The sequence below is a fragment of the Haloferax sulfurifontis ATCC BAA-897 genome (genome assembly GCF_000337835.1).
Taxonomy (GTDB): Archaea; Halobacteriota; Halobacteria; order Halobacteriales; family Haloferacaceae; genus Haloferax; species Haloferax denitrificans.
This window is the reverse complement of record NZ_AOLM01000006.1, coordinates 1-20,953: the sequence shown is the minus strand read 5'-3', so window position 1 is coordinate 20,953 and position 20,953 is coordinate 1. Positions and strand designations below refer to the sequence as shown.

The following is a 20,953-nucleotide window of genomic DNA, read 5'->3' as shown; positions in this document are numbered from 1 at the left end:
CCGAGGAGTCTCTCGATCGACGCTATGCGAGGTGCGACACCGCCTCGGGTTCGGATTCGTCAGCGAACTCGTTGCGCTCGACTGGCGTCCAGTCTTCGGTCGTGGTTGGTGCCCACCAATCGACGTGGTAGTCACCGGGCGCACCGAGAATCTTAACTTGTGCTTCGTCGTCGGGAAGCGGCCGACGGAGTTTCTCGTCGATGTGGAGATTCCACGTCGTTGTTGCGTCGAATGTGATGATGACCGCCTCATCGTAACCACGCGATTCAGGCGACTCACGACACGTCACACTGGTATTGCACTCTGTGCAGAACACCCCCTCGAAGGGAATGTGCGTGAACGCTTCCGTGCCACACACCGGACACCACAGAAACTCGAACAGTGCCTCGTCGTGACGGCACACGCGTTCGAGACTCATCGAATACTCACCTCCCTGGCGAGCATCGCGGGCGACTGGTGGTGAACGCGGGACAACTCAACTGCGAATGTTGGAATCGGCATCTGTTACTGCGCCTCCGCCCCTTCGGGCGGCGCAAAAACAACACCAAGCGCACCACCAGACTACTCGGTCGCTCAGTCTGTGTCTGCTGCTAACCTCGCGAGGACGTCGTCGTGTGAGACCGTTCGGACGCGCTCAACAAACGCACGTGCAGCAGCGCCAGTTGCAAACACCGACGCATCGTAGCCGACGGACCCACCGAACACAGTCCACTCGTCGGTCATCACACCGCCAGACAACGGCGTGTACTCAACTCGATACTTGGCAGTTGCGTCGTCAACGACGAGTCGAACAGCGAGACCACGATCAGGAAGCGTCTCTCTCAGGAGTTCCATCGGGCACAGCCTCCAAAGTCAGTAATGGACATCAGCGGGAACGATCCACAGATGGTCGTTGGACCCGACGAGTTGCTCAAGCCGCTCGCGATGCCGAACGCCGTCAGCAAACTCGTCGTAGAGGTACACCGCCGGTCCGCGGTACGCCCCGAGATTGTGGCACGCATGCCTGACGAGGTCCTCATCGCGCATGATCGCCGCAGCGTCAAGGTCGTCAACGCCCTCTCGAATACGCTCGAGATTCCGCTCGAACTCACGAGTGGTCGCCTGCCAGCCGCGCTCAAGCAGTTCTTGGCCGTCCTCCGAGGCAACGGGGACTGCAATCGGGAGGTCACCCCAGCGGGCGCTGCCGGCGACCGTTGTTGAATCGTCATCGAACGTCACATAGTAATCGAACACCGCTTCGGCCTGCGGGGCGGCCCCCACAAGTTGATCGAACACGTCGGCGGCTCGTGAGAGGGCTTCATCTGTTGTCGATGCGGTCACGAGTGCGTAGATTACCTGGTGCATTCGTCGTCACCTCGCCAACTCAGGAGTCGAAGTCTGTCCGACCCCCTGCGCCGGCGCCCATCGGCGGCGCACACAAACACAACCCACCACGACACACCAGAAATCACGAGTACGGGTGCTCTTGGGTCCCTATACAGTAGGACCCAATTTCACGGGTGACTGTTGCACGTGACAATGTTGTTTACTAACCAGTAGTACGCCACGGTATTCCTCAAGTGAGCTGACAACGTCGTCGACGCGATGCAACAACAGCCGGTAAAATCGTGGACTACTGTAGAGGATACATCACATTGACTCTGCTGAATCCACAGTCGCTGATAAATCGGTGAAACCATGCTAAACTCAGGGTGCAAGTCGGTCCCCGGTATAATATCCGCCTGAGAGCGCTGAGTCGCTCAAAATATATGCAGACTTAACGCCATCGGCTCGTCATTTTCCGATGATATTTCTCAACCCGTGCTGAATACAGAGCGCATGTCTCGCAGGTGATCCACACTACGTCACCGTCTATATCGGTAGACTATTAGTCGTTCCTCAGATACGCCCGCTATGGCAGCCGTACCAACATCGCCGCTCTTCCTCCTCTATGTTGGTACCTTCGCTGTAGCCGCCCTCGCCTGTTTTGCAAGCCTCACACGCCTCCACCAAATCACCGACTCCGACACGCGACGCGGCCTGTGGGCACTCCTCCTAACTAGTGGTAGCTGGGCGACCGCACAGGTCGGCTTTCTTGTTTCCCCCACGCCGGTCCTCAAACTCGGCTGGTATACGCTCGGACTGGTGGTAGGTCTCGCCGCTGTCGGAGCTTGGCTCTACTTCTGTTCTGCATACACCGGTCGAACCTACCACCACAATCCGACGTATCGCCGCCTCGCAGTCGGCGTCTACGTCGTCCTCGTCGCGGTGAAAATCACCAACCCTCTCCACCAGGAATACTTCACAACCACCGCCGTCACCACCCCTTTCCCCCATCTCTCCGTGGCTACCGGGCCACTCCACTGGACCGCGATGGCTTTCTCGTACGCACTCGCCTTCGTCGGCTACTTCATGCTCCTAGAACTGTTTACCCAAATCGACTATGACACACGCCCACTCTTCGCACTCGTCGGAATCACGGGCCTCCCAGTCGTGCTAGATATTATTGGGTACACCACGTCCTACCTCATCGACATCACCTACGAGCCTCTGGGAGTCGCTGTGTTCGCCGTCGGTGTTGCGTTTGCCTATATCGACCAGTTTGATGCCGTCCAACTGGCCGGCGAACGGGACGAACCCATCATCGCACTCGACGCGGACAACCACATCCGGGATACGAACCACGCGGCGCGGACCGTATTCCCCACGCTCAACGGTGCTGAGGGGGCTCAGTTGGAGCAGGCACTCCCGCATGTGGCTGCCTGTCTCAACAGCGACGACCCAATTCTGCCGGTCCAACAGTCGGATTTTACACGCTATTATCGGGTGACTGAGACGCCGTATGGGACAGTGAAGTCGGGGCTCGGTCAAACCATCGTCCTCACCGACGTGACCGAGCGTGAGCGGTACCGTGAGGAATTAGAACGGCAGAACGAACGCCTCGACCAGTTCGCTAGTCTAGTGAGCCATGACCTCCGCAATCCACTCAACGTGGCCACAGGCCAGTTCGAGTTACTGTGCGAGGAACTATGCGTAGCGGAAGAAAATGAGCATGCAGTAGCTGTCGAGCGAGCATTTGACCGGATGGATGACCTGATTGGCCAAATCCTCACGCTTGCCCGCGAGGGACGACCGGTTGAGCAGTGGGACGCTGTGTTACTTTCATCGGTTGCAACGGAGAGTTGGGGGATGGTTGAGACAGCCACCGCCGACTTACGAGTGGCTGACGACGTAGAGTTCAAGGCAGATACGGCACGGCTACAGCGACTGTTCGAGAACCTGTTTCGGAATGCCCTTGACCACGGTGGGCCCGATGTGACCGTTACGGTGGGGGTGCTTCCTGATCGAGTGGGGTTTTACGTGGCGGATAATGGGCCCGGTATCCCCGTTGAGGACCGTGATTCGGTGTTTGAGCCGGGGTATACGACGCGAGAGAGTGGGACCGGGTTTGGGCTTGCTATTGTCGCCGAGATGGTCGCTGCCCATGGGTGGACAGTACAGGTGACCGAGAGTGACACTGGCGGTGCTCGCTTCGAGATTCTCGGTATCGAAACCGTGGCGTGAAACAACTGGCAGTCCCAGGCCGCGCCACTGCTAACCACAGCAGTCCTACTCACCGTTAGTTCAGGAGGGTGAGATCGAATAAACGAGCCTTCTGTGATGAATGCACCCTCTCTATGTCACACGATTTCTGTTAGCTCTAAGGAACGCAACGGAACCCTCTGAACCGTCTCCGTACCAATATCAGGTATCTGGATCAGGTCCGTACTGCGGTGTCCGACACACGGAGCACTGCCAGACAGGCTCACCAGCCCACACTGCGGGTGGACTGTCGTCGCGTGAGTCGAACCGGTGCGGTGTCTGCTTACCACACGACTGACAGCGGAGCAATTGCCGTGTCGGCGGGGTTGACGACAACTGTGATGGTGAAGAGTTGGGAGACGCTCGCCGAAGCGCAATCGCCGGGACAATCCACGTCTCCGAGTCCGAGAGCAACCATTCACGACGGGAGTCCTCAGTAATCTGCGTCCCAGCAGCATCGTACCATCGCGAAAAAGAACTCTCCGTCGAAGGAGAAGCGGACCACAGCGAGACTGACCGTGCTTTCGCTACGAACCCACCCGCACGCGACCCAGTCGCTGGGACGACGTCCGGGAGGTGACCCCATCGAGTTCGGAGTGGCTCCGCGATCGGCTGTTCGAGCGCTGCAACAAGTGTACACTCATCGATGGGGGACGAGTGAGAACGCTGCAGTAATCGTGTGGCTGCAGTCCCTTTTGCGAGTGCACCCTGCGATGACTGTGACGGAACGAGCAGACAGATGATGCCGTGGAGTGATTGCTCGCGGGGACCTGAGGCGCGGTCTGGCCCCGAAACGTCTTGTTCGAGGCAGAACCGACACTGGCTCTGGGTCCGATGGATGGCCCGCTCACAGGTCTGACAGATGTCTGTGTCCAGATCGTCACCTGCGGGGTAGTCACGCTCCGGAATCACGTCGCCGTGCTCGGCGTGATCGGGTTCCAGCTGTACGTCGGGAATCTGCGTCGCTTCGCCATACGGTCGAAATTCCGCGGTCGGGTCACGGGAGGGCGGCATACCGCGTCGTGGCTGTACCTTCCAATATAAACGTTCGTCCAGCGAGGCCACTCTGAAACCCGACTGGAGGCCAACAAACGTATATGTATTCTCAGACTAGCTGCGGGCAGCAAAATGTACGATTTGACCGGGTTCCAACGCGACCTGCTGTACGTCACCGCCGGCTTGGACGAGCCACACGGGCTTGCAATCAAAGACCAACTCGAGGACTACTACGAGACCGAGATCCACCACGGCCGGCTGTATCCCAACCTCGATACGCTCGTCGAGAAAGGCCTCCTCGACAAAGGCGAAAAGGACCGCCGAACGAACGTCTACGCGATCACCGCTCGCGGTCGCCGGGAAATCGAAGCCCGCGACGACTGGGAACAGCAGTATACCAGCGAGATCACAACCTGACTGCTACGACGAGACGAGTCCGTGAGTAGAGCCAGCGCCAAATCATTGTTCAGACTTTGTTGAACCCTCTCGAAGTCTGGCGATCTACTGAAGACCGAGTTCCCAAATCCGTAGAAACCTGTGGAAAGACCGCCTCACCTCAATGTCAACGCTGAAGGATTCAACAGAGCTGTTGGCTTAAAAATCGCCGCTCGTAACCAGTCGGTAGACTTGATCAGGGAAGTCGGTTACAGCCCTGCCGTCACGTCAGCTTTAGTCACGGATTAGGATGACACCGCTCGATTGCAGCATGGACTGCGTCGCGACGGCCAACGAATGTGAGATGGTCCCCACGTTGGAGCGTTAACTCGGGAGTGGGGATTTGAGAATTACCGCTCCGGCTGACGAGCGCAATTAGCACTCCATCTGGAAGGTATTCATCGAGCTCCTTGATGGACTTCCCTACTAATCGATCTGATGTGACCTCAATTTCCTGTACGTCACCGGAACGGCCGAGTTCTGTCATCCACTCCGACAGTGCAGGGCGCTCGATGGCGTTGTCCATCTCGTGAGCGATCGCGTCGTTCGCCGAGATCGCTCGGACTCCCAGTTCCTCAAACGCTTCCACGTTGCCCGGTGTGTTTACTCGAGCGATCACCGTTTCGACATCGTAGTTCGTGTTCGTAAGCTGTGCAATGAGGAGGTTCGCGTCATCGTTTGCTGTGGCCGCGGCCACAATCTTGGCATTCTCGATTCCCGCTGCTTTGAGTACGCTAGTGTCAGTCCCATCGCCCTGATGAGCACTGAATCCTGCATTGCGTGCTGTTTCCACGGCATCTTCTTCCTTATCGACGATGACGACGTTTTCACCTCGATCCTCCAGTCGTTCGGCGAGGCCGCGACCGACGCGCCCTCCGCCAACAATGATTACACGCATGGGAAGTACGTTGAGTGCTTGTGCGATGTGGCGAGCAAAACCACCCTCGAAAACGACTGTCATGAGTATAACTAAAAATACCGACCCAACGAGAACAGTGGCCTGCTCTGGACTCGTCGAGCGAAGTTCGAGTGCAAATAGTGTCGCAACGCTGGCTGGAATAATTCCGCGGGGGCCAACAGCGCTCATGAACAACTGCTCGCGAAACGTGAATCGCTCTCCATAGGTACAGAACAACACGGCAATAGGGCGAATCACGAGGGTCACAGCCACGACGACGAGTATCCCACCCAGCCCGAGCGAAACGAGTTCGCTGAAGGATAACAACGTCGCGAGTGAGATAAACACGAAAGAGAGGACAATCAGTGTGATATCTCCTTTGAATGCCTCGATTTCGTCTTCGTGCGGAAGGTCTGAATTCCCAAGAATGAGGCCTGCAGCGGCGACAGCCGCGATTCCAGCTTCCGGTGCGATTGCTTCTGCGAGACCATACGTTGCAATTGCACCGATGAGGACGACCAGCCGCGCATTCTGTACGGCATTCGAGGGCGTCAAATCGAGATGTTTGAGGAGATACCAGATGACTGCGGCTGTGACTCCCCCTACTAGAACGCCAACTCCGAGTCGAGCAACGAACGACTCAAGGAGGGCCGTAAGTCCCGTGTCACCCAGTACAGCAAGGTCAAAGATGACAACGGCGAGAATCGCGGCCGTCACGTCGTTCACAATTCCTTCCGTTTCGAGAGCTGCTCCGACTTGGTCGCGAACTGAGATTACGTTTAAGATGGGTGTGATTACCGTTGGTCCAGTTGCAATAAGGAGCGCGCCGACAAGAAACGAGAGCGACCATGGTACACCTAAGGCGAATCGAACGACAGTAGCCGTAGCGACAAACGTGAAAAGCGCGCCGATTGTAACCAGTCGGAACGCTTCACGTGGGGCTTGCTGGAGTTTGTCAATTTTGAGATGAAATGCGCCTTCGAAGACGATAATCGCGACTGATATGCCGACGATACCGGAGAGCGGTTCTGGGCCACCGAACGAGTCAAGACCCACTAGGTTCAGACCCTCAGGCCCAACAGCAATGCCTGCGAGGATCAAGAAGAGAACACTCGGTATCGAGAGCCGATCGGCTAACATCTGAGCAACGACACCGAGCCCAAGGATGATTACTACAAGTGGAATGATCCCAGACCCAGCAGTCACGATTCAAACACCAAGTCGACGTTACTGATGGGAGGGTTAAATAAAAGGGGACTCTGGCAACGAGCCGATCGCAAGCGGAGTTTCTCCATTCAAAGTGATACTGACCTGGATTGGAGATCACTCAATGGAGATACGAACCAGAAATGTGAGCAAAAACAGAGCTAACCCCAGATATCCGATGAGATTTCCAACATCGGTCAGTACCGTGTGATTCTGTGCGAAAGAAAGGATGGCTACCCCAATCAGAATACAGACCAGTCCTGCCAGCATGATGGGCCGTATCCATCGATGGGTTGGCTCAATTTGCTGCGTAGATTTGCTCATTATTGAAATATTAGGTGCCGTGTGTAAAACATGATTGTCGGGTCAGAACGAGTTCAGCAGAAACGCAAGACTGGGCGGGAGAAGAAACCGTAATGCAGTCGCTCCAGATCCGAGCCCGACGTAGCTCATTAAGACGACGAATTGCGACCGGTCGTCTTCGAAACCGGTGAGAAAATGATATAAAATGAGCGACACCGTCGCTTGCACGACGAACAAGGATACGAGAGTACCTGTCAGATAGAACCCTGGATCTCTCGTCACCGAGAGAAAATTTGGTGGGGCCCATGTGCTCTTGACTACTGTAAGACCCCAACCAATCCCGACATAGCCAATAAAGAGAGTAGTGCTGACGAGCATTCCACGGGAGCCCCAGATAGCCGACCACCGTAGCCACCACTCAAGGACTCCAACAATACGAGCACGGGTTGAACGCGGGGGGATTTCACTGTCCATTTGTTGTTTTGTAGGGTCGTCACCCCCGGGTCCCCTGATACAAAACATACGCCACGAACACGGCAATATACGCGACGGCAATGCTCTCAGTTATGAATGACCGACCGAGGATGACGACCAACCCGATAACGAGTGGCCCAAGGAGCAGTAACGAGTCAAAGATTCGGTTATCCGCACCGGCCTCAAACACGTAGGAAATGAATGGGAGCTCACCCAATTTCATGAATACATGCCTCCACGTTGGAAGATACTTCGGAGCATCACGAGAACTGGAATGATTTCGAGCCGCCCGATCCACATATTGAAGAGGAATGTGACTTTTCCAATTGTGGGAAGCGACTCAGGTCCCGTAATTCCCGATGAGAGTCCTACGTTCCCCTGTGCGCTAGCAACCTCAAACACGACATTAGCGAGCGAGTACTCTGCAGGTGGAAGCGTGAGTAGCAAGACGAAGGTACCGACAACAAGGAACGTAATCCAGAGAACGACAATAATAGCCGCCTCCATGAATTCCCGACTGGCCTCTTCTTCATTCAGTCGTCGTCCATTGATGTTCAGTCGCCGGACCGCAGTTTCGGGATAAAAGACATCCGCGATGTAATACCGGATTCCTTTCGAGAGTGTCAATCCGCGAATAAGCTTGATACCTCCTGCGGTAGATCCTGCTGCACCCCCGACGAACATCCCAAACGTGACTGTGAGTTGAGCGTACGACGGCCACCGCCCGAGGGCGACGTTGGTCGAATCTACAGCGGTCTGAAACCCGGTACAAGTAGCCGCCGAGACGAACTGAAACAGACCGTATCGTAGGGCAGCAAATGGCGTCTGATACGGTCCTCCGAAGTACAGGAAGCCCCACAGGAGGGCAGATCCGAGACCCATGTAGCCGAACACCCACCGAGTCTGGAGGTCGGTGTAGAAATTCCGAAGGTCCCCCTGAAGGATAAGGTAATGGACCGGGAACGCGATGCTTCCCAGCAGCATAATCGGAATCAATACGAAATCGATCGCGACGCTGTCGTAGGTCGCAATCGAGTTGTCGGTAATTGAGAAGCCACCAGTCGCGAGGCCGGTCATCGCGTGATTGATCGCACCCCAAATCGGCATTCCAGCCAACCACAGTGCGAGAATGGAGACAAACGTGAATAAGATGAAAATCCACCAGATGGTCCGGACGGTCGAAACGATGCTCGGGTGAATCTTCTCGGAACGAGCCTCGCTTTCATATAGTGTCAGCGACCCGCTGCCAGGGCGCGAAAGAATCGCCGTCGTCAAAACGATAACACCGACGCCGCCGACCCATTCGGTGAAGGTTCGCCACCACTGAAGTGTGCGTGGCAGTACCTCTTCATTGTCTGTCATGGTGAGACCAGTCCCGGTGAATCCACTCATGCTCTCGAAAATGGCATTAAGTGGGTCAGTAAACGCTGCAAGTGTCGCTGTTTGAGCGGGGCCAAAGCCTGGGATACCGAGCTGAACACTCCACGCAATCAGGAGAAATGGGAGCGAGCCGAAGACGCCTACCGAAGCCCAACCCAATGCAGCAACAATCATTCCGTGGAGCCGACTGGGAGCATCAGCTTCTCTGAATGTTTGATACAAGATATGACCGGCCACCAATGGAATCGCTGCCGAGATGAGGAGTGCGGGAAGTGCATAATACTCTCTCCAGACGACCGGAACGACAAGCGAGACGCACATCAGCCCACCGAGTGCTTCCAAGATACGCCCGAGGTCTCGTCCGACTGTTGCAACGGACCTGTTCATAGCTTATCGATCTCTCCTTAGCAAGACAGACGATGTGTTAGAAATCAGCATGGTCTTCATAGTGGCCGAAGATGTCAGTGATTTCAGGGTCAGCGCCAACTCCAGAATAGACGGTCAACAGGTCTCCCACTTTGATGACTGTATTCCCACGAGGCGTGATGGGGTGTTCGTTCTCGTCACGCTCGATCGCGACAACGAGCATTTCATCGGTCAGGAGCCCTGCTTGGGCGGCTTCTTGGAGTGTTTTTCCTGCGACTGGTGCCCCGTCTGTGACTGTTATCTCGAAGACTTCAGCTTCCTCACCGATCCGCATGTAGTCAACGATTGCTGGACGTGCTACAGCTCGATAGAGGTAGTCGGCGATCAACTGTTGGGGGTTCTCCATTGTGTTCACGCCAATCTGTTCGAATAACCCCATGTGCTCCGGATTGTGGACGACTGACAGTATCGCTGGGATTTTGAACTCTTTTGCGAGAAGACACGTCATTACATTCGTTGCGTCCTGGTCTGTCGTCGAAATGAGCGCATCGGCCCGTTCAGCACCAGCGTCTATCAGCGTATCTTTCGTCGTGGCGTCGGCGTGCAGTACCAAACAATCAAACTGGTTAGCAGCTTGATTCGCACGTCCCTCGTCACGTTCAATGACAACAACCTCGTTGCCTGACTGCGTTGCAATGTCGATAAGTGGTGTTCCGATATCGCCAGCGCCGATGATGATAATGTACATATTGGTTAGACCTCCAGTCTCCGCATCAGGGCTTCACGAATTGACATAGGCGATTCTTCTTCTCCACGTGCCATCACGACTGTTTGAGCTAGTTCTGCACCGATTTTCTCTGGGAGTGATCCGAATACTGCCTGTGAAATCGTCCCCGCCCGCGTCGCACCGACACAAACCGTATCGTAATCTTGAGCAGCTTCAATGATGGCTTGCTCAGTATTCTCGGCCACAGACACCTTCGCATCGTAAGACATGTATTCGATTCCGGCGCGTTCAGCTAACTCGGAGATTACTGCTTCACCACGTTCGGTCGGCGAGAGTTCTTCGTCACTATCGCTCTCTGGGGACTGCACGTTGAGGAGCGTCAGGGATGCCTCATCAGCCGCAGCAACGAATTCAGCAGCACGTTGGGCAGCAACCGGTGCGTGGGGGCCCTCACCAGCAAGTACCATGATATCTCCCTCACCGCGACCATCTTCCGGACCGAGTTTCACGAGCGTTGCGTCACATGGTGCGCGTCCAATAACGGGGTCAATCGTCGACCCGAGGACGTGTTCACGCCTGCTTCGGGTACCTTGCCAACCAAGCAGGACGTGATCAGCATTTTCCTCTTCGATGACGTCAAGTATGACAGACCCAGCATTACGGCCGACAATCGCACGAGTCCTGAGTCCGATATCGAGGTCAGCGGCGATGTCCCGAGCAGAGTCCAGTAGTTCTCGTTGGCGGTCGACTCGTTCTTCCTCGAAGGTGAGGTCCTGAGAAAGTGAGGTTTGGCGTGGGACTTCGATGACGTTTACCGCGATTACCTCAGCGTGTTCACTTTCATGAGCATGTGCACTCGCCGCAGCCATTCGCAGCAGGTCACGCTCGGTCTTCGGATTCGCAACCGGGACAACGACACGATATCGTCCCTCACCGTTCACCATCGCAGTCGGTTCGGGAGCAATTGCTTCCCCAACAAGACTTTCGCTGAGTGCTCGGTCCCGTGCGTAAAAGAGGTACCAGAGCATACCGAAGACGACGATCACGCCGCCAATCGCCTGAACAATGAAACTCATCTGGACGAGAATCACGAGGCAAGCGGCGAACCCCAAGACGGGCACGATAGGGTACAGGACGCTTGGGATTTTGAAAGATGGCTCGTACGCCTCAGGGTCCGCGCGACGTAATACGACGACAGCAACGTGAACGAGAGCGTACGTCACGAGATACATGAAGCTGGCCACCTCTGCGAGGGTCCCAATTCCGACACCGATCGCGATCAACACGAGTGTAATAATTCCCGTGACTGTAATCGCCCGGTACGGCGTTCTAAACCGGTTATGAACCTCGTTGAGCCAGTTGACGAGAATTCGGTCTCGGCCCATCGCGAAATTAACTCGGGCGGCCGAGAGAATACTCGCATTCGCACTCGAGACAGTCGCAAGGACAGCACCGACAATCATCACTAGCGCACCGATTGAACCCATGAATTCGGTTGCCACGTCAGCAACCGGGATCTGTGAGCCAGCAAGGGCCTCGATCGAGAGTGTCCCCGTGGAGACGAACATTACCCCAACGTACATCAGCGTCGGGGTCACTACAGCCGCTATCATTGCGAGCGGGAGATTTCGACTCGGATTCTTGATCTCCTCGGCACTGGTTGCAATGACCTCAAAACCGATGAACGAGACGTAAACTGTCCCAATCGTCGCTGCAACGGCCGGCCAACCGTTTGGATTAAATTCACCAAGAGTCGGACCACTAAGGATACCTAACCCGAGGAACACGATGATAAGTCCAACAAGTGTGAGGACGATGACGTTCTGGAGCGCACCGGTTTCTTTGACCCCATAGTAGTTGACTGCAGTCAACAAGGCTGCCATCACGAGTGCCGCGATAGAGATGCCAACGTCTCCCCATCCGGCAAGGAACCCAATATACTGTCCAAGCCCCGGAAGCAGATACTGACCGAAGCCGATCATGTAGAAGGCCGACGCAAACGTCAGTCCAGCCCACATCCCCCAGCCGACGATACTCCCGAAGAACGATCCCAGCGCGCGGTTGACGTAGTAGTAACTACCACCAGCTTTTGGCATCCCGGTTGCGAGTTCCGAGAGAGAAAGAGCTGCCAACAACGAAACCAGACCCCCAGCGAAAAACGAGAGCATACTTGCGGGGCCTGCCTGCTCAGCAGCGATACTTGGGAGGACGAAAATCCCGGCACCGATCATCGTCCCCAACCCGATGGTGTACGCCTCGAGGAAGCCGAGGTCGCGGGCGAGCTCCTGTTCAGCCTCACTCATAGGAAACCTCCCCCGCCGTGTGCGTTATTCCGTGTTGCACATTTTTGCACCATGGAAGCATTCATTTATTTTCAGTCTGTTCTGGGAGCGAAATGACCGGACGGTCTGCATCTGTGATTAGCTTGAGCGCTGTATCACCCGATAAGAACTGAACGAGACGGCTCCCTCCCCGCGGGTGAAATGCGATAGCACTCGCATCCACATCGGCTGCGACGTCGATGATCGCAGCAACGACATCTCTGCTGTATGCAGTTTCCGTGTCGGCCTCCGGAATGAATCCACGAAACGCCCCAAATACGTCCGAAGCCCGCAGTTCTGCTTGTTCGAGGGGTAACTTGTCTGGTACTCCCCCTCCCTTCTCGATGACGTGAACGACAGTTACCTGTCCATATTCATAGCTATCAAGTACTCGTGCAGTTTCACGTGCGTCCTCTTCGTTTGCAACCGGGACAACGAGATGTTTTGTAATTGATTTTGACATGATTATTCTTCCGTCTCGACATTGTTCGGATTCTCAGTACCACAATGAGGGCAGACAGCTGCTTCCTTGTCGAGGATCCCTCCACAGGATCCACACCGAAGCTGCTCGGCATTATGAACGTCTCCAAGATATGCCCAATGCAAGGATTGTGTCCCGTCCATCCGATGCTCTCGGCGGACGTGATAGAGTGATACACGATCCGTACTCACACCGGAACCGTCCGATTTGGGAGGGTGTTTTCGCACGAGCGCGTATGCACCGTGGTTCTCTATTTTGAGGACCTCTCCAGCAGCTGTCGTCTCAATTTCCTCTTCGATCGGGGTTCGAAGCGCTTCGATACGGTGCTCCACGTACGAAAGTACGGATTTTAATTCAGGGAGCCCCAGCGAATTGAGTTGCTGAACAAGTGCTTCAGAGAGGTTATTAGGGGGTACTCCGCGATTATCTGCGTCACCCATACTCTCAACACCCACTTACAGCGACATGGGACTCATCTGGTTTACAGAGTGAATCTATTCCTAAGTTCCCCACTCGCGTTTCGTGTCTCATCGAAGAAACGCGAGTACACAACGAGGTCATATTTGTCCCCCACATTCCGCAGAGATAAATATTCACCGAATTTCTAAACGATTCCCAAAAATAATCTCGAATATCCTTCTTATCGTTCATCACTTGGTCTGTGGCCTCTTCTCCCTGCTAAGGGTGATTTCAGTTATTCAGTTCTCGTTTGATTACTGGATTACCTATCGAATCCAAACGAATACCAAGAGTAATTTAAAAGTTATATCGGAGCCTATCTCGAAGTATAAATATGACCCTTCAAATCGATACGATTGACGAACGGATCCTCTATTATTTGTCACAGGAAGCCCGTCACACGTCCGCACCCGATATCGCAGAGAAAGTTGACGTCTCGGCACCGACCGTGCGGAACCGGATCCGCCGACTCGAAGAGGCAGGTGTAATCAGAGGCTATCATGCTGATATTGATTACCAAAAAGTCAGCGGACGACTCACAAACCATTACGTCTGCAGTACGGGTTCCCGGGATCGCGAAGAGATGGCCCAGCGAGTCCTCGACTTGCCGGGCGTAATTAATGTTCGAGAGATCATGTCCGGCAAAGGTGATCTCCGGATTACAGTCGTTGGGACAGACACCGATGATCTCACCCGAATCGCACAGGGGATTACGTCCCTCGGTATTGAAATTGATGACGAAGACCTGGTCCACCGAGAATATTTCCGCCCATATGCCCCATTCGGTCCTCGAGATGAAAAACTAGCGTCCCCCGTCACAGGTGTTGCGGGACTGGCTGGGGATGCAGATGTCGTGGAAATTCTTGTTAGAGAAGATGCACCGATCGCTGGGAAAACGCTTCAAGAAGCGAACGAAGTAGGACTCATTCCCTCGGATGTGCTGGTCGTCCGAATCAATCGTGATGAAGGAACCATTACGCCAACTGGCCAAACCCTGATCAAGGAGAGCGATTTCGTGACGATTCATTCCCGATCCGGGGTTACTGAAGAGACATTGACCGCGTTCACTGGCCAGTGACATTGCGAAAATGCGGAACAAATCCACAAGCAACTACACCAAGCGATTGAGCCGTTTATATAGTGGGTAGTGTTCTAAGAAACGTTAATGTGTTTTGGGGTGCCAGCACTAGCACGGATGGGATTACTTGAGCTGCTTCGGCGAACAAGAAGAAGCGATGAGAGTACCCTGTACGAGTGTCGAGACTGTGGGACGTGTGTCTTCCCAGAGCAAGAGAAGTGTCCGAACTGTGGTTCGGTCGAAATCGCCTGCTACGAATTCTGACACACCGCACATTGTGCTTCCAGCATCAGTCAAAGTACAACTCGAGTCAGCTACCACGCCCTGAAGAGCGCGACATTCCAGTGTGGACTTCCGTTCTAACTACTCAAGGCAGTAGGCGAATACTCACGATTAAAGCTGGGGTTGAGCATACACAAGCGTTTAGCCATCTCCGTTTTTGAAGAACTATGGCCGCTCAATCGCTCCATGACAAGATTCTCGTTGACGGGAGGTGTGACAACAATTTCAGTCGGAGCGTACCTCCCGTGGTTGAAAATCAACCCGGACCTTCTCCCGGACGCTGAGATACTGTGCGTCTTATCTATCCGACTCGTCGCTCGCTGGATTTAACTCCATATTCGTTCCGGAGCTCGGCTGGTATCTCACTGCTCTCGGCGGAGTTTTGTTATCTGTCGCTGGAGGATGCTACCAATCATCAATGATGCAGAGGGCGGAAAGGACGGCGGTACTGAATGACTAACCTTCTGTACTGAGCGATAAGTGAGTTCCCTGTACGTAGCGATTTATTCTCCCACATTGAGTGCTGAACTAATGACCGGTTCGCGTCCTATACTCAATTTTACTCTACAACCCACGGTGCGGTGCCGTGGGAATCCCCTCCGTGAACGGCGGGGAGGATGTCAAGACACACCCGAGTTCACGTGTACCATGTTCTTGAGATAGTACTCGAATCATCAACATTTACTGTTCAATCAACCCTGTCTGGTTGCGTAGTATCACGGCCGATAGCTGTGCGAATATCAGAGACAGTGTGCGCAATGAGTTCACGAACACTACCCGTACGCATGAGAAACAACCCGATCCCAAAGAAGGTATAGACACCAGTGTAGCCGTACAAAATAAGAAGACCAATGTCTGCAGCGGCAGGCTCGGCATACGTTTGGATGACATAGAACTCAGCAACGACCTGTGAGACAAACAGGACAAGCAGTGTCACTGCCTCACGAATGCTGATCTCGAAATTCAGCAGAATAGCGAGCGCAAAGAGGCTCTGAGCAGCAGTAATCCAGATCTCGGCAGCTTGCTTTTGATCGAACGAAAGCGTCCCAATCTGACCGGCGGCGATAGAATACACGATCGCAAGGGTTCCGATAAGCAGTGTCCACTGATTGAGTTTCGACGAGATGAGTGCGTTAAACCCGGCGGTCGAGCGTGCCTTGTTTACGAGATAGGCAACGACGATGAGTTCGGGGCTCTCACTCGCCAGCGGTGCAAGCCACTGAATCATGAAGAACGGTGGAACGCCGAGGGCAGTGCCGAGTTCTTCGAGACCCAACGCGAATGGGTGGACAGCCTCGAAGATGACCACCCCGGAAAACGCGAACAAAAATAGGACCACTGCGACTCGGGGCCCCTTTGAGTAGGCCTGGAAATACGCAGGAACCCCAATATGTGCGTCCGTCTCCTCGATATCACCGCGAATGATGATGAGGATGTAGAGAGCGAAGAGTCCAACCAAGACGATCGTGTCGACGATTCCGATCCCGTTGCCCAGCGGAATGAAAAAGGCGTACGCTGTGGCTGCGAGCAGAAATGTGATTTCGAGAGAGATGTCACGATCGATCGCTACGGCGTCCGTGAGGAAGCCAGTGCGTTGGATGACTGCTGAGTCGCCGGTGCGTTTCGCCCGGTAGATCGTGAACAGGGCGATGCCAGACCATCCGAGGCCGATGAGGATTCGGTTCGCCCCCGTCATATTCGCGATGGCGAGATTGGCTGCCTCCATTCCGCGTGCGGTCCCCTCAAATGCACCAGCGTTCCATGCGTACAGTGCGTCGACAGCGTACTCGGGTGCGACGGCGAGAACTGCGAGAACTGCGATAGCGAACGCAGTGGGAACGTCTTTTTCGGCGGTTTCGGCACCCCACGCAAGCAGGAACGCCGCACCGAGGATTGCGAGACCACCAGCAAGGACGGCGACAGGAGGAGAAATGTTCGTATGTGGGTTTGTTGGGGTTGACGCTGGGTCGAGGTGATAGCCGTGAGTGACGAACAACGCGATGAATGGGAGTGTCAATAAGAGTGCCGCGGCAACAGCGACGAGCGGGTGGCGAAGACGTCCGATCATGGTTTCGTTCGACTGGTGAGCAGATCTTGATTACGTGCACAATCGTCTCTACTGGTGATAGAAGTCATGTCTGTACCCATGCAATACCCGAACAAAAACCACAAGATAACACATCACCCGTAGATCTCAGCGGTTTTGGGGCCTGTACGTTCGTTTTCGGGGTGATTGCGGTGAAGTGGTAAAATCAGCTCTACAACGCTGAATACATGATTTATGAAGCGATATCGGATTATCGAGTAGTTCTACGGGGAGAAGCGTGGCTTACACAGAGTCAGGTTCAGCAAAGCCACCGCTGAGGAGGCGAACTAATGCAGTTAGTACTGTCTGATCGCACTCAATCAGGGACTCTGGGGGGATTTCTGCAACGAATCCGGAAGTGACCTCTGGCGACCCAGGGATGAACACGACGACACGGCCATCAGCAGTTCGATTCCCAGTATCAAACGCCAGCATCCGAGAACCGTTCCACGCAGTAATTCTCACGACTCGTGGAGATCGATTTGAGTGGTTTAGTAGTACGTCAAGTGTTGTTTTCACCGCGTTATAGATGACACGGACAACAGGAAGGCGATTAATCCAATTATGAATGGTTTGATCTACTACCCTCCCAATCTGTGTTCGCATAATCGACCCGATGGAAAGGATGACAAGGGGTGGCAATACTGCTGTGACGAGACCCCGTAAAGCGGGCGACTCGATCGATTCAATTGCGAATAACACGTTCAATACGGAATAGACCCACCAAAGAAGACCAATGAGAATTAGAAGAGGCACGATTATCGCAGAACCTTTAACAAAGCTTTCGCTCAGAACGCTCATTCGAGGACTATTGTATCAATCATTCAATCGGCTCTGTAGTTGATTCGGTAGCTGTTCAGTCATATAGCTCTTCTACTGAATTTCAACTTCCGTAACTGGTGCACACAAGCTAACTGCGAGCCAAGAGAGACATAGACATGGCACGCACTTCACGGTTTGAACTGTATCAAGATACGGCCGGAGAATGGCGCTGGCGTCTCACTGTCCCAAATGGCAATATAATCGCCGACTCAGGGGAGGGGTACGCGTCAAAGCAAGGTGCAAAACGTGGCATTCAAAGTGTAAAGCGGAATGCCCCGCAGGCACAAACAGTCGTCTCAAAGTGATCTTAGACCTACTCAGAGAGAGCGCTCCCGAACATTGTCGGTCTATTGAGAGTGGAAAACGGAAGGTCACCACCGACTTCGGTCGTTAGACCACTCGAACTCTTCCCGAGTCCGTCGAGTATCGCCTTGCCCGATATTGTGTCGATATATGGAATAAAACAACATTAAAAACCCAAGGCCGAGGAAGACTCCTTCAATCGTTTGCAGTGCTAACAACTCTCGGCCAGTTAGATTATAATCACCTTTCAGCCAGAGTTGATAAACCGGCTCAACGAGCATACCGAGTGTCAAAAGCCCAAACCCGAGCGTCGCATTTCGAAATGACGGCCTATGACGGTTTTGGCGGTAGGCATAGTAGCTCAACAAAGTTAGTAGTGAACCAAGGACGAAAGTCACTAGATTTGCGATAGCGAACGTCCAAAACTCAGCTGGTTCAACCATGGTTTGTCTCGTCAAATGACCGGTCAGTTGCGTTTCCTTCGAGGTCAATCGTCCCGGATGGCTGTGATTGTTCGAACTCCGACCAAAACGACTCAAACTGGTCAACAAGGCTCTGTCGCATCTGAATATCGATATTATATCCACCGTCGTCGATCTCAAACACGACCCGCTTTAGTGTCGTTTCGAACGTCTTGAAATGGTGTCCATCTTCATCGATCTCCTGTTGCTCGGTGAGTAAATCATACTCAGCTAATTCATTCACTCGTCGGTATACTGTTGGTGGGGACACCTCCAAAATGTTCGACAGTTCGTCAGCTGAGAAGGCACGCTCACTCGTTAACACGAGAATGTGTCGGGCCAGTTGGTCCCCAAATAAATCAAAGATAGATTGTGGGTTCCACTCTTTGTTGACCATAGGTCTCGGCAAACTGTTGCATGCTAATCTAAAATTCTTTTCGGAACGGCGTAGACCCTCATTTCAAATCCCCTCGGTTGATATCCGAACCAGAGGCACCATCCTGAATTTCGCAGATTGTAACGCTGCGATGGGTATTATACGCCAAAGAACCCACGGTCGATGTGGTGTAGACGACATGGACTCACCGACCCCCACAAACACTAGTGCGAATGAGATCAGCTACACTACCATCGCACTTTCATTTGCACACCAATGGAAATCCTGGCTCATCGCTATGGGTTGCATTGCAATAACAGTATACGCACTTGGGGGTGGTGACGAAGCACCGCCAGGATATCCGCATTTCTTCTTAACGTTCGCGTTCCTGAGTGTAGTTCACGGAGTTGAGCAAACCGACGGCTTCCCCAACCCTGTTTCGCGGATCTGGCGCTAACATCGACTTGGTCCCTGCTGACGTACTTCTTTACAGTAGCGTTCCATCTTCACGTACAAGCGCTGTACCGCGGAGAGAATAGATACACCATTCTGGGTTGGATGTCAGAGTGGCGATTAGTAATGAACACGGTCGTGGCTGCGCGCACAGCGTCTGCGAGCACGGAGCGGAGGGTGGGGCGGTGGGGCCTGGGTCGGCCCGGCCACCAACAAAAAAAGAGGGCTGCCTCGCGCCGTTAGACGTCCCACCAAGCGTCGCGCTCGGGGAAGTGCACGGTCGTCCACCCCGTCAGGGCAATCGAGACGCGCCCATCGTACCAGTTCCGCGCCGCCCCGTGAATCCGCACGCGTTCGCCCTCACGAATCCACGGCACCTCTGAAGCCTTCCAACTCGTCAGCTTCACCTGCCCGCTTTCGTCTTCGAGTATCCCCGCTTGCTGAATCGCCGGCGACTCAGACTCCCACACCGTCGTTAGCGTCCCTTCAATGCACACTTCGCGTCGCGACACGCCCTCAAGCTTCCCGATTGGCACCATCGTCCCCGGTGCGCCCTCAAGTTCCTCGAACACGCTCACAGTTGCCGACATCATATCCTTGCCACCCAACACTGCCTCGCTCAGCCGCCGACTGATCGCCGCTCGCGACCACCCATCCAATTTCTCCGCCAACCGTGTTGCCTGAGAGTTCACCGCGCCCAACTGGTCCTGGGTGAGCTCCGTCTGGGGGTCTGCCCGGTCGGGGTCCGCCATCGGGTTCAGACTTGCCGCGCGCTTCTGGAACTGCCACCGTCGCTCAGCGCTCCGCTCGGCCGCAATCGCCCGGGACCGCGCCTCACGACCCTCTTGCGAGCCCAGTTCTGCACGCGCACTAATTTGTTCGAGTTCGGCTTCCCGCGCTCGAATGCGCTCTTCTTGGGCCAACGTCACGCCGTCAATCCGCTCGTCGCTCGTGTCTGCAATCCCGTCAGGGTGGTTCGCATCCACCTTTGCTTGGATCTCCTGTTGCACCGTCGCCTGGAACGTTGGCGTCTCGTCGACGACCTCAAACCCGTCTTCATCGACTGTCGTCTCATCCGCTTGCTCGAACGCCTGTTCAGCCACCGAAACTACCTTTCGACTGGAGTTGTTACTAGACATTGGAACTTCACCAAGTTTCGAAGGCGCTGACGCGCCGACGCCCGCGACCTTACTCGCGGGATTCTCACGAACCAACCTACTCGAGCCACGGCTCCGACGTCGACCGATGACGCCGTCACCGAGGTGCCCGCGCCGCGCCTTCACGCCGGACCCTGTCCGGCGCGGCGCGGCACCGACGGCACCCCCACAGACGAGTGCGGGGGCTGAACCTCGAGGTGAGCGCGCGGTCACCGCCATATACCCATCCGGTCACCGCGGGTCGGCGCCTCGCCGACCGGCGTCCGTCGGTAGACGCAACGGAAGCGGCCGCGGCGCCGAGGCGGCACGGCCGGGGGGTATACGGTGG

At 54.7% G+C, this 20,953-nt stretch carries 20 protein-coding genes; 5 read left to right on the top strand and 15 right to left on the bottom strand.

Annotation, left to right across the window (positions count from 1 at the left end):
• Positions 1 to 22 precede the first annotated feature (22 nt).
• The 3 genes from C441_RS03885 to C441_RS03880 form a co-directional block, all read right to left on the bottom strand.
• A complete protein-coding gene (locus C441_RS03885; RefSeq protein ID WP_049920418.1) occupies positions 23 to 418 on the bottom strand; it encodes a DUF7567 family protein in 396 nt (131 codons plus the stop codon).
• 155 nt (positions 419 to 573) lie between these two features.
• On the bottom strand, positions 574 to 834 hold the full coding sequence (locus C441_RS18875) for a hypothetical protein (protein ID WP_083874872.1): 261 nt from the start codon (positions 832 to 834) through the stop codon (positions 574 to 576).
• Between the two features lie 18 nt (positions 835 to 852).
• Positions 853 to 1,344 carry a hypothetical protein gene (locus C441_RS03880; protein ID WP_007273884.1) on the bottom strand — a complete coding sequence of 164 codons (492 nt, stop codon included), beginning with the start codon at positions 1,342 to 1,344 and terminating at the stop codon, positions 853 to 855.
• Between the two features lie 549 nt (positions 1,345 to 1,893).
• On the opposite strand from C441_RS03880, the gene C441_RS03875 reads away from it, so the two are divergent.
• Positions 1,894 to 3,543: a sensor histidine kinase gene (locus tag C441_RS03875; RefSeq protein WP_007273883.1), complete on the top strand. Its 1,650-nt coding sequence runs from the start codon at positions 1,894 to 1,896 to the stop codon at positions 3,541 to 3,543.
• A gap of 1,146 nt (positions 3,544 to 4,689) precedes the next feature.
• Entirely contained in the window at positions 4,690 to 4,974 is a 285-nt protein-coding gene (locus C441_RS03865; protein ID WP_007273882.1) for a PadR family transcriptional regulator, read from the top strand.
• 256 nt (positions 4,975 to 5,230) lie between these two features.
• Here C441_RS03865 and C441_RS03860 read toward each other — a convergent pair whose 3' ends face one another.
• The 7 genes from C441_RS03860 to C441_RS18865 form a co-directional block, all read right to left on the bottom strand.
• Positions 5,231 to 7,030, bottom strand: coding sequence for a cation:proton antiporter domain-containing protein (locus C441_RS03860; RefSeq protein WP_007273881.1), 1,800 nt, complete (start codon positions 7,028 to 7,030; stop codon positions 5,231 to 5,233).
• An 862-nt stretch (positions 7,031 to 7,892) separates the two neighbouring features.
• Entirely contained in the window at positions 7,893 to 8,096 is a 204-nt protein-coding gene (locus C441_RS20675) for a hypothetical protein (RefSeq protein WP_007273880.1), read from the bottom strand.
• Positions 8,093 to 9,640, bottom strand: coding sequence for a TrkH family potassium uptake protein (locus tag C441_RS03845; protein ID WP_049920414.1), 1,548 nt, complete (start codon positions 9,638 to 9,640; stop codon positions 8,093 to 8,095). The genes C441_RS20675 and C441_RS03845 overlap by 4 nt, the downstream gene beginning before the upstream one ends.
• Positions 9,641 to 9,677: 37 nt before the next feature.
• Positions 9,678 to 10,367, bottom strand: a complete 690-nt coding sequence (locus tag C441_RS03840; protein WP_007273878.1) for a potassium channel family protein — start codon at positions 10,365 to 10,367, stop codon at positions 9,678 to 9,680.
• 5 nt (positions 10,368 to 10,372) lie between these two features.
• Positions 10,373 to 12,649, bottom strand: a complete 2,277-nt coding sequence (locus C441_RS03835) for an amino acid permease (protein WP_007273877.1) — start codon at positions 12,647 to 12,649, stop codon at positions 10,373 to 10,375.
• Between the two features lie 61 nt (positions 12,650 to 12,710).
• On the bottom strand, positions 12,711 to 13,130 hold the full coding sequence (locus C441_RS18870) for a universal stress protein (RefSeq protein WP_007273876.1): 420 nt from the start codon (positions 13,128 to 13,130) through the stop codon (positions 12,711 to 12,713).
• Between the two features lie 2 nt (positions 13,131 to 13,132).
• Positions 13,133 to 13,588, bottom strand: a complete 456-nt coding sequence (locus C441_RS18865) for a zinc ribbon domain-containing protein (protein WP_239640804.1) — start codon at positions 13,586 to 13,588, stop codon at positions 13,133 to 13,135.
• A 353-nt stretch (positions 13,589 to 13,941) separates the two neighbouring features.
• Here C441_RS18865 and C441_RS18860 point away from each other — a divergent pair, with 353 nt between their 5' ends.
• Together C441_RS18860 and C441_RS18855 are read left to right on the top strand one after the other, a co-directional pair.
• Positions 13,942 to 14,685, top strand: coding sequence for an Lrp/AsnC family transcriptional regulator (locus C441_RS18860; protein ID WP_007273875.1), 744 nt, complete (start codon positions 13,942 to 13,944; stop codon positions 14,683 to 14,685).
• Positions 14,686 to 14,772: 87 nt separating this feature from the next.
• Positions 14,773 to 14,949: a zinc ribbon domain-containing protein gene (locus C441_RS18855; protein ID WP_338041843.1), complete on the top strand. Its 177-nt coding sequence runs from the start codon at positions 14,773 to 14,775 to the stop codon at positions 14,947 to 14,949.
• A gap of 706 nt (positions 14,950 to 15,655) precedes the next feature.
• On the opposite strand, the gene C441_RS03820 is transcribed toward C441_RS18855, so the two are convergent.
• Positions 15,656 to 17,035, bottom strand: coding sequence for a sodium/calcium exchanger membrane region (locus C441_RS03820; RefSeq protein ID WP_007273873.1), 1,380 nt, complete (start codon positions 17,033 to 17,035; stop codon positions 15,656 to 15,658).
• Between the two features lie 261 nt (positions 17,036 to 17,296).
• Positions 17,297 to 17,854 carry a DUF502 domain-containing protein gene (locus C441_RS20670; RefSeq protein WP_007273872.1) on the bottom strand — a complete coding sequence of 186 codons (558 nt, stop codon included), beginning with the start codon at positions 17,852 to 17,854 and terminating at the stop codon, positions 17,297 to 17,299.
• A gap of 137 nt (positions 17,855 to 17,991) precedes the next feature.
• Here C441_RS20670 and C441_RS18845 point away from each other — a divergent pair, with 137 nt between their 5' ends.
• The gene (locus C441_RS18845; protein WP_007273871.1) at positions 17,992 to 18,180 is read left to right on the top strand and encodes an HVO_2922 family protein; all 189 of its coding nucleotides are present in this window, start codon (positions 17,992 to 17,994) and stop codon (positions 18,178 to 18,180) included.
• A gap of 66 nt (positions 18,181 to 18,246) precedes the next feature.
• Here the strand turns inward: C441_RS18845 and C441_RS20725 are convergent, their stop codons facing one another.
• From C441_RS20725 to C441_RS03810, 3 genes are all read right to left on the bottom strand, one after another.
• On the bottom strand, positions 18,247 to 18,621 hold the full coding sequence (locus tag C441_RS20725; protein WP_449271540.1) for a DUF7521 family protein: 375 nt from the start codon (positions 18,619 to 18,621) through the stop codon (positions 18,247 to 18,249).
• A complete protein-coding gene (locus tag C441_RS03815) occupies positions 18,614 to 19,036 on the bottom strand; it encodes a winged helix-turn-helix domain-containing protein (protein ID WP_049920411.1) in 423 nt (140 codons plus the stop codon). Before C441_RS03815 ends, C441_RS20725 begins: the two co-directional genes overlap by 8 nt.
• A gap of 671 nt (positions 19,037 to 19,707) precedes the next feature.
• On the bottom strand, positions 19,708 to 20,607 hold the full coding sequence (locus C441_RS03810; RefSeq protein ID WP_007273869.1) for an SOSS complex subunit B family protein: 900 nt from the start codon (positions 20,605 to 20,607) through the stop codon (positions 19,708 to 19,710).
• Between the last annotated feature and the right edge of the window lie 346 nt (positions 20,608 to 20,953).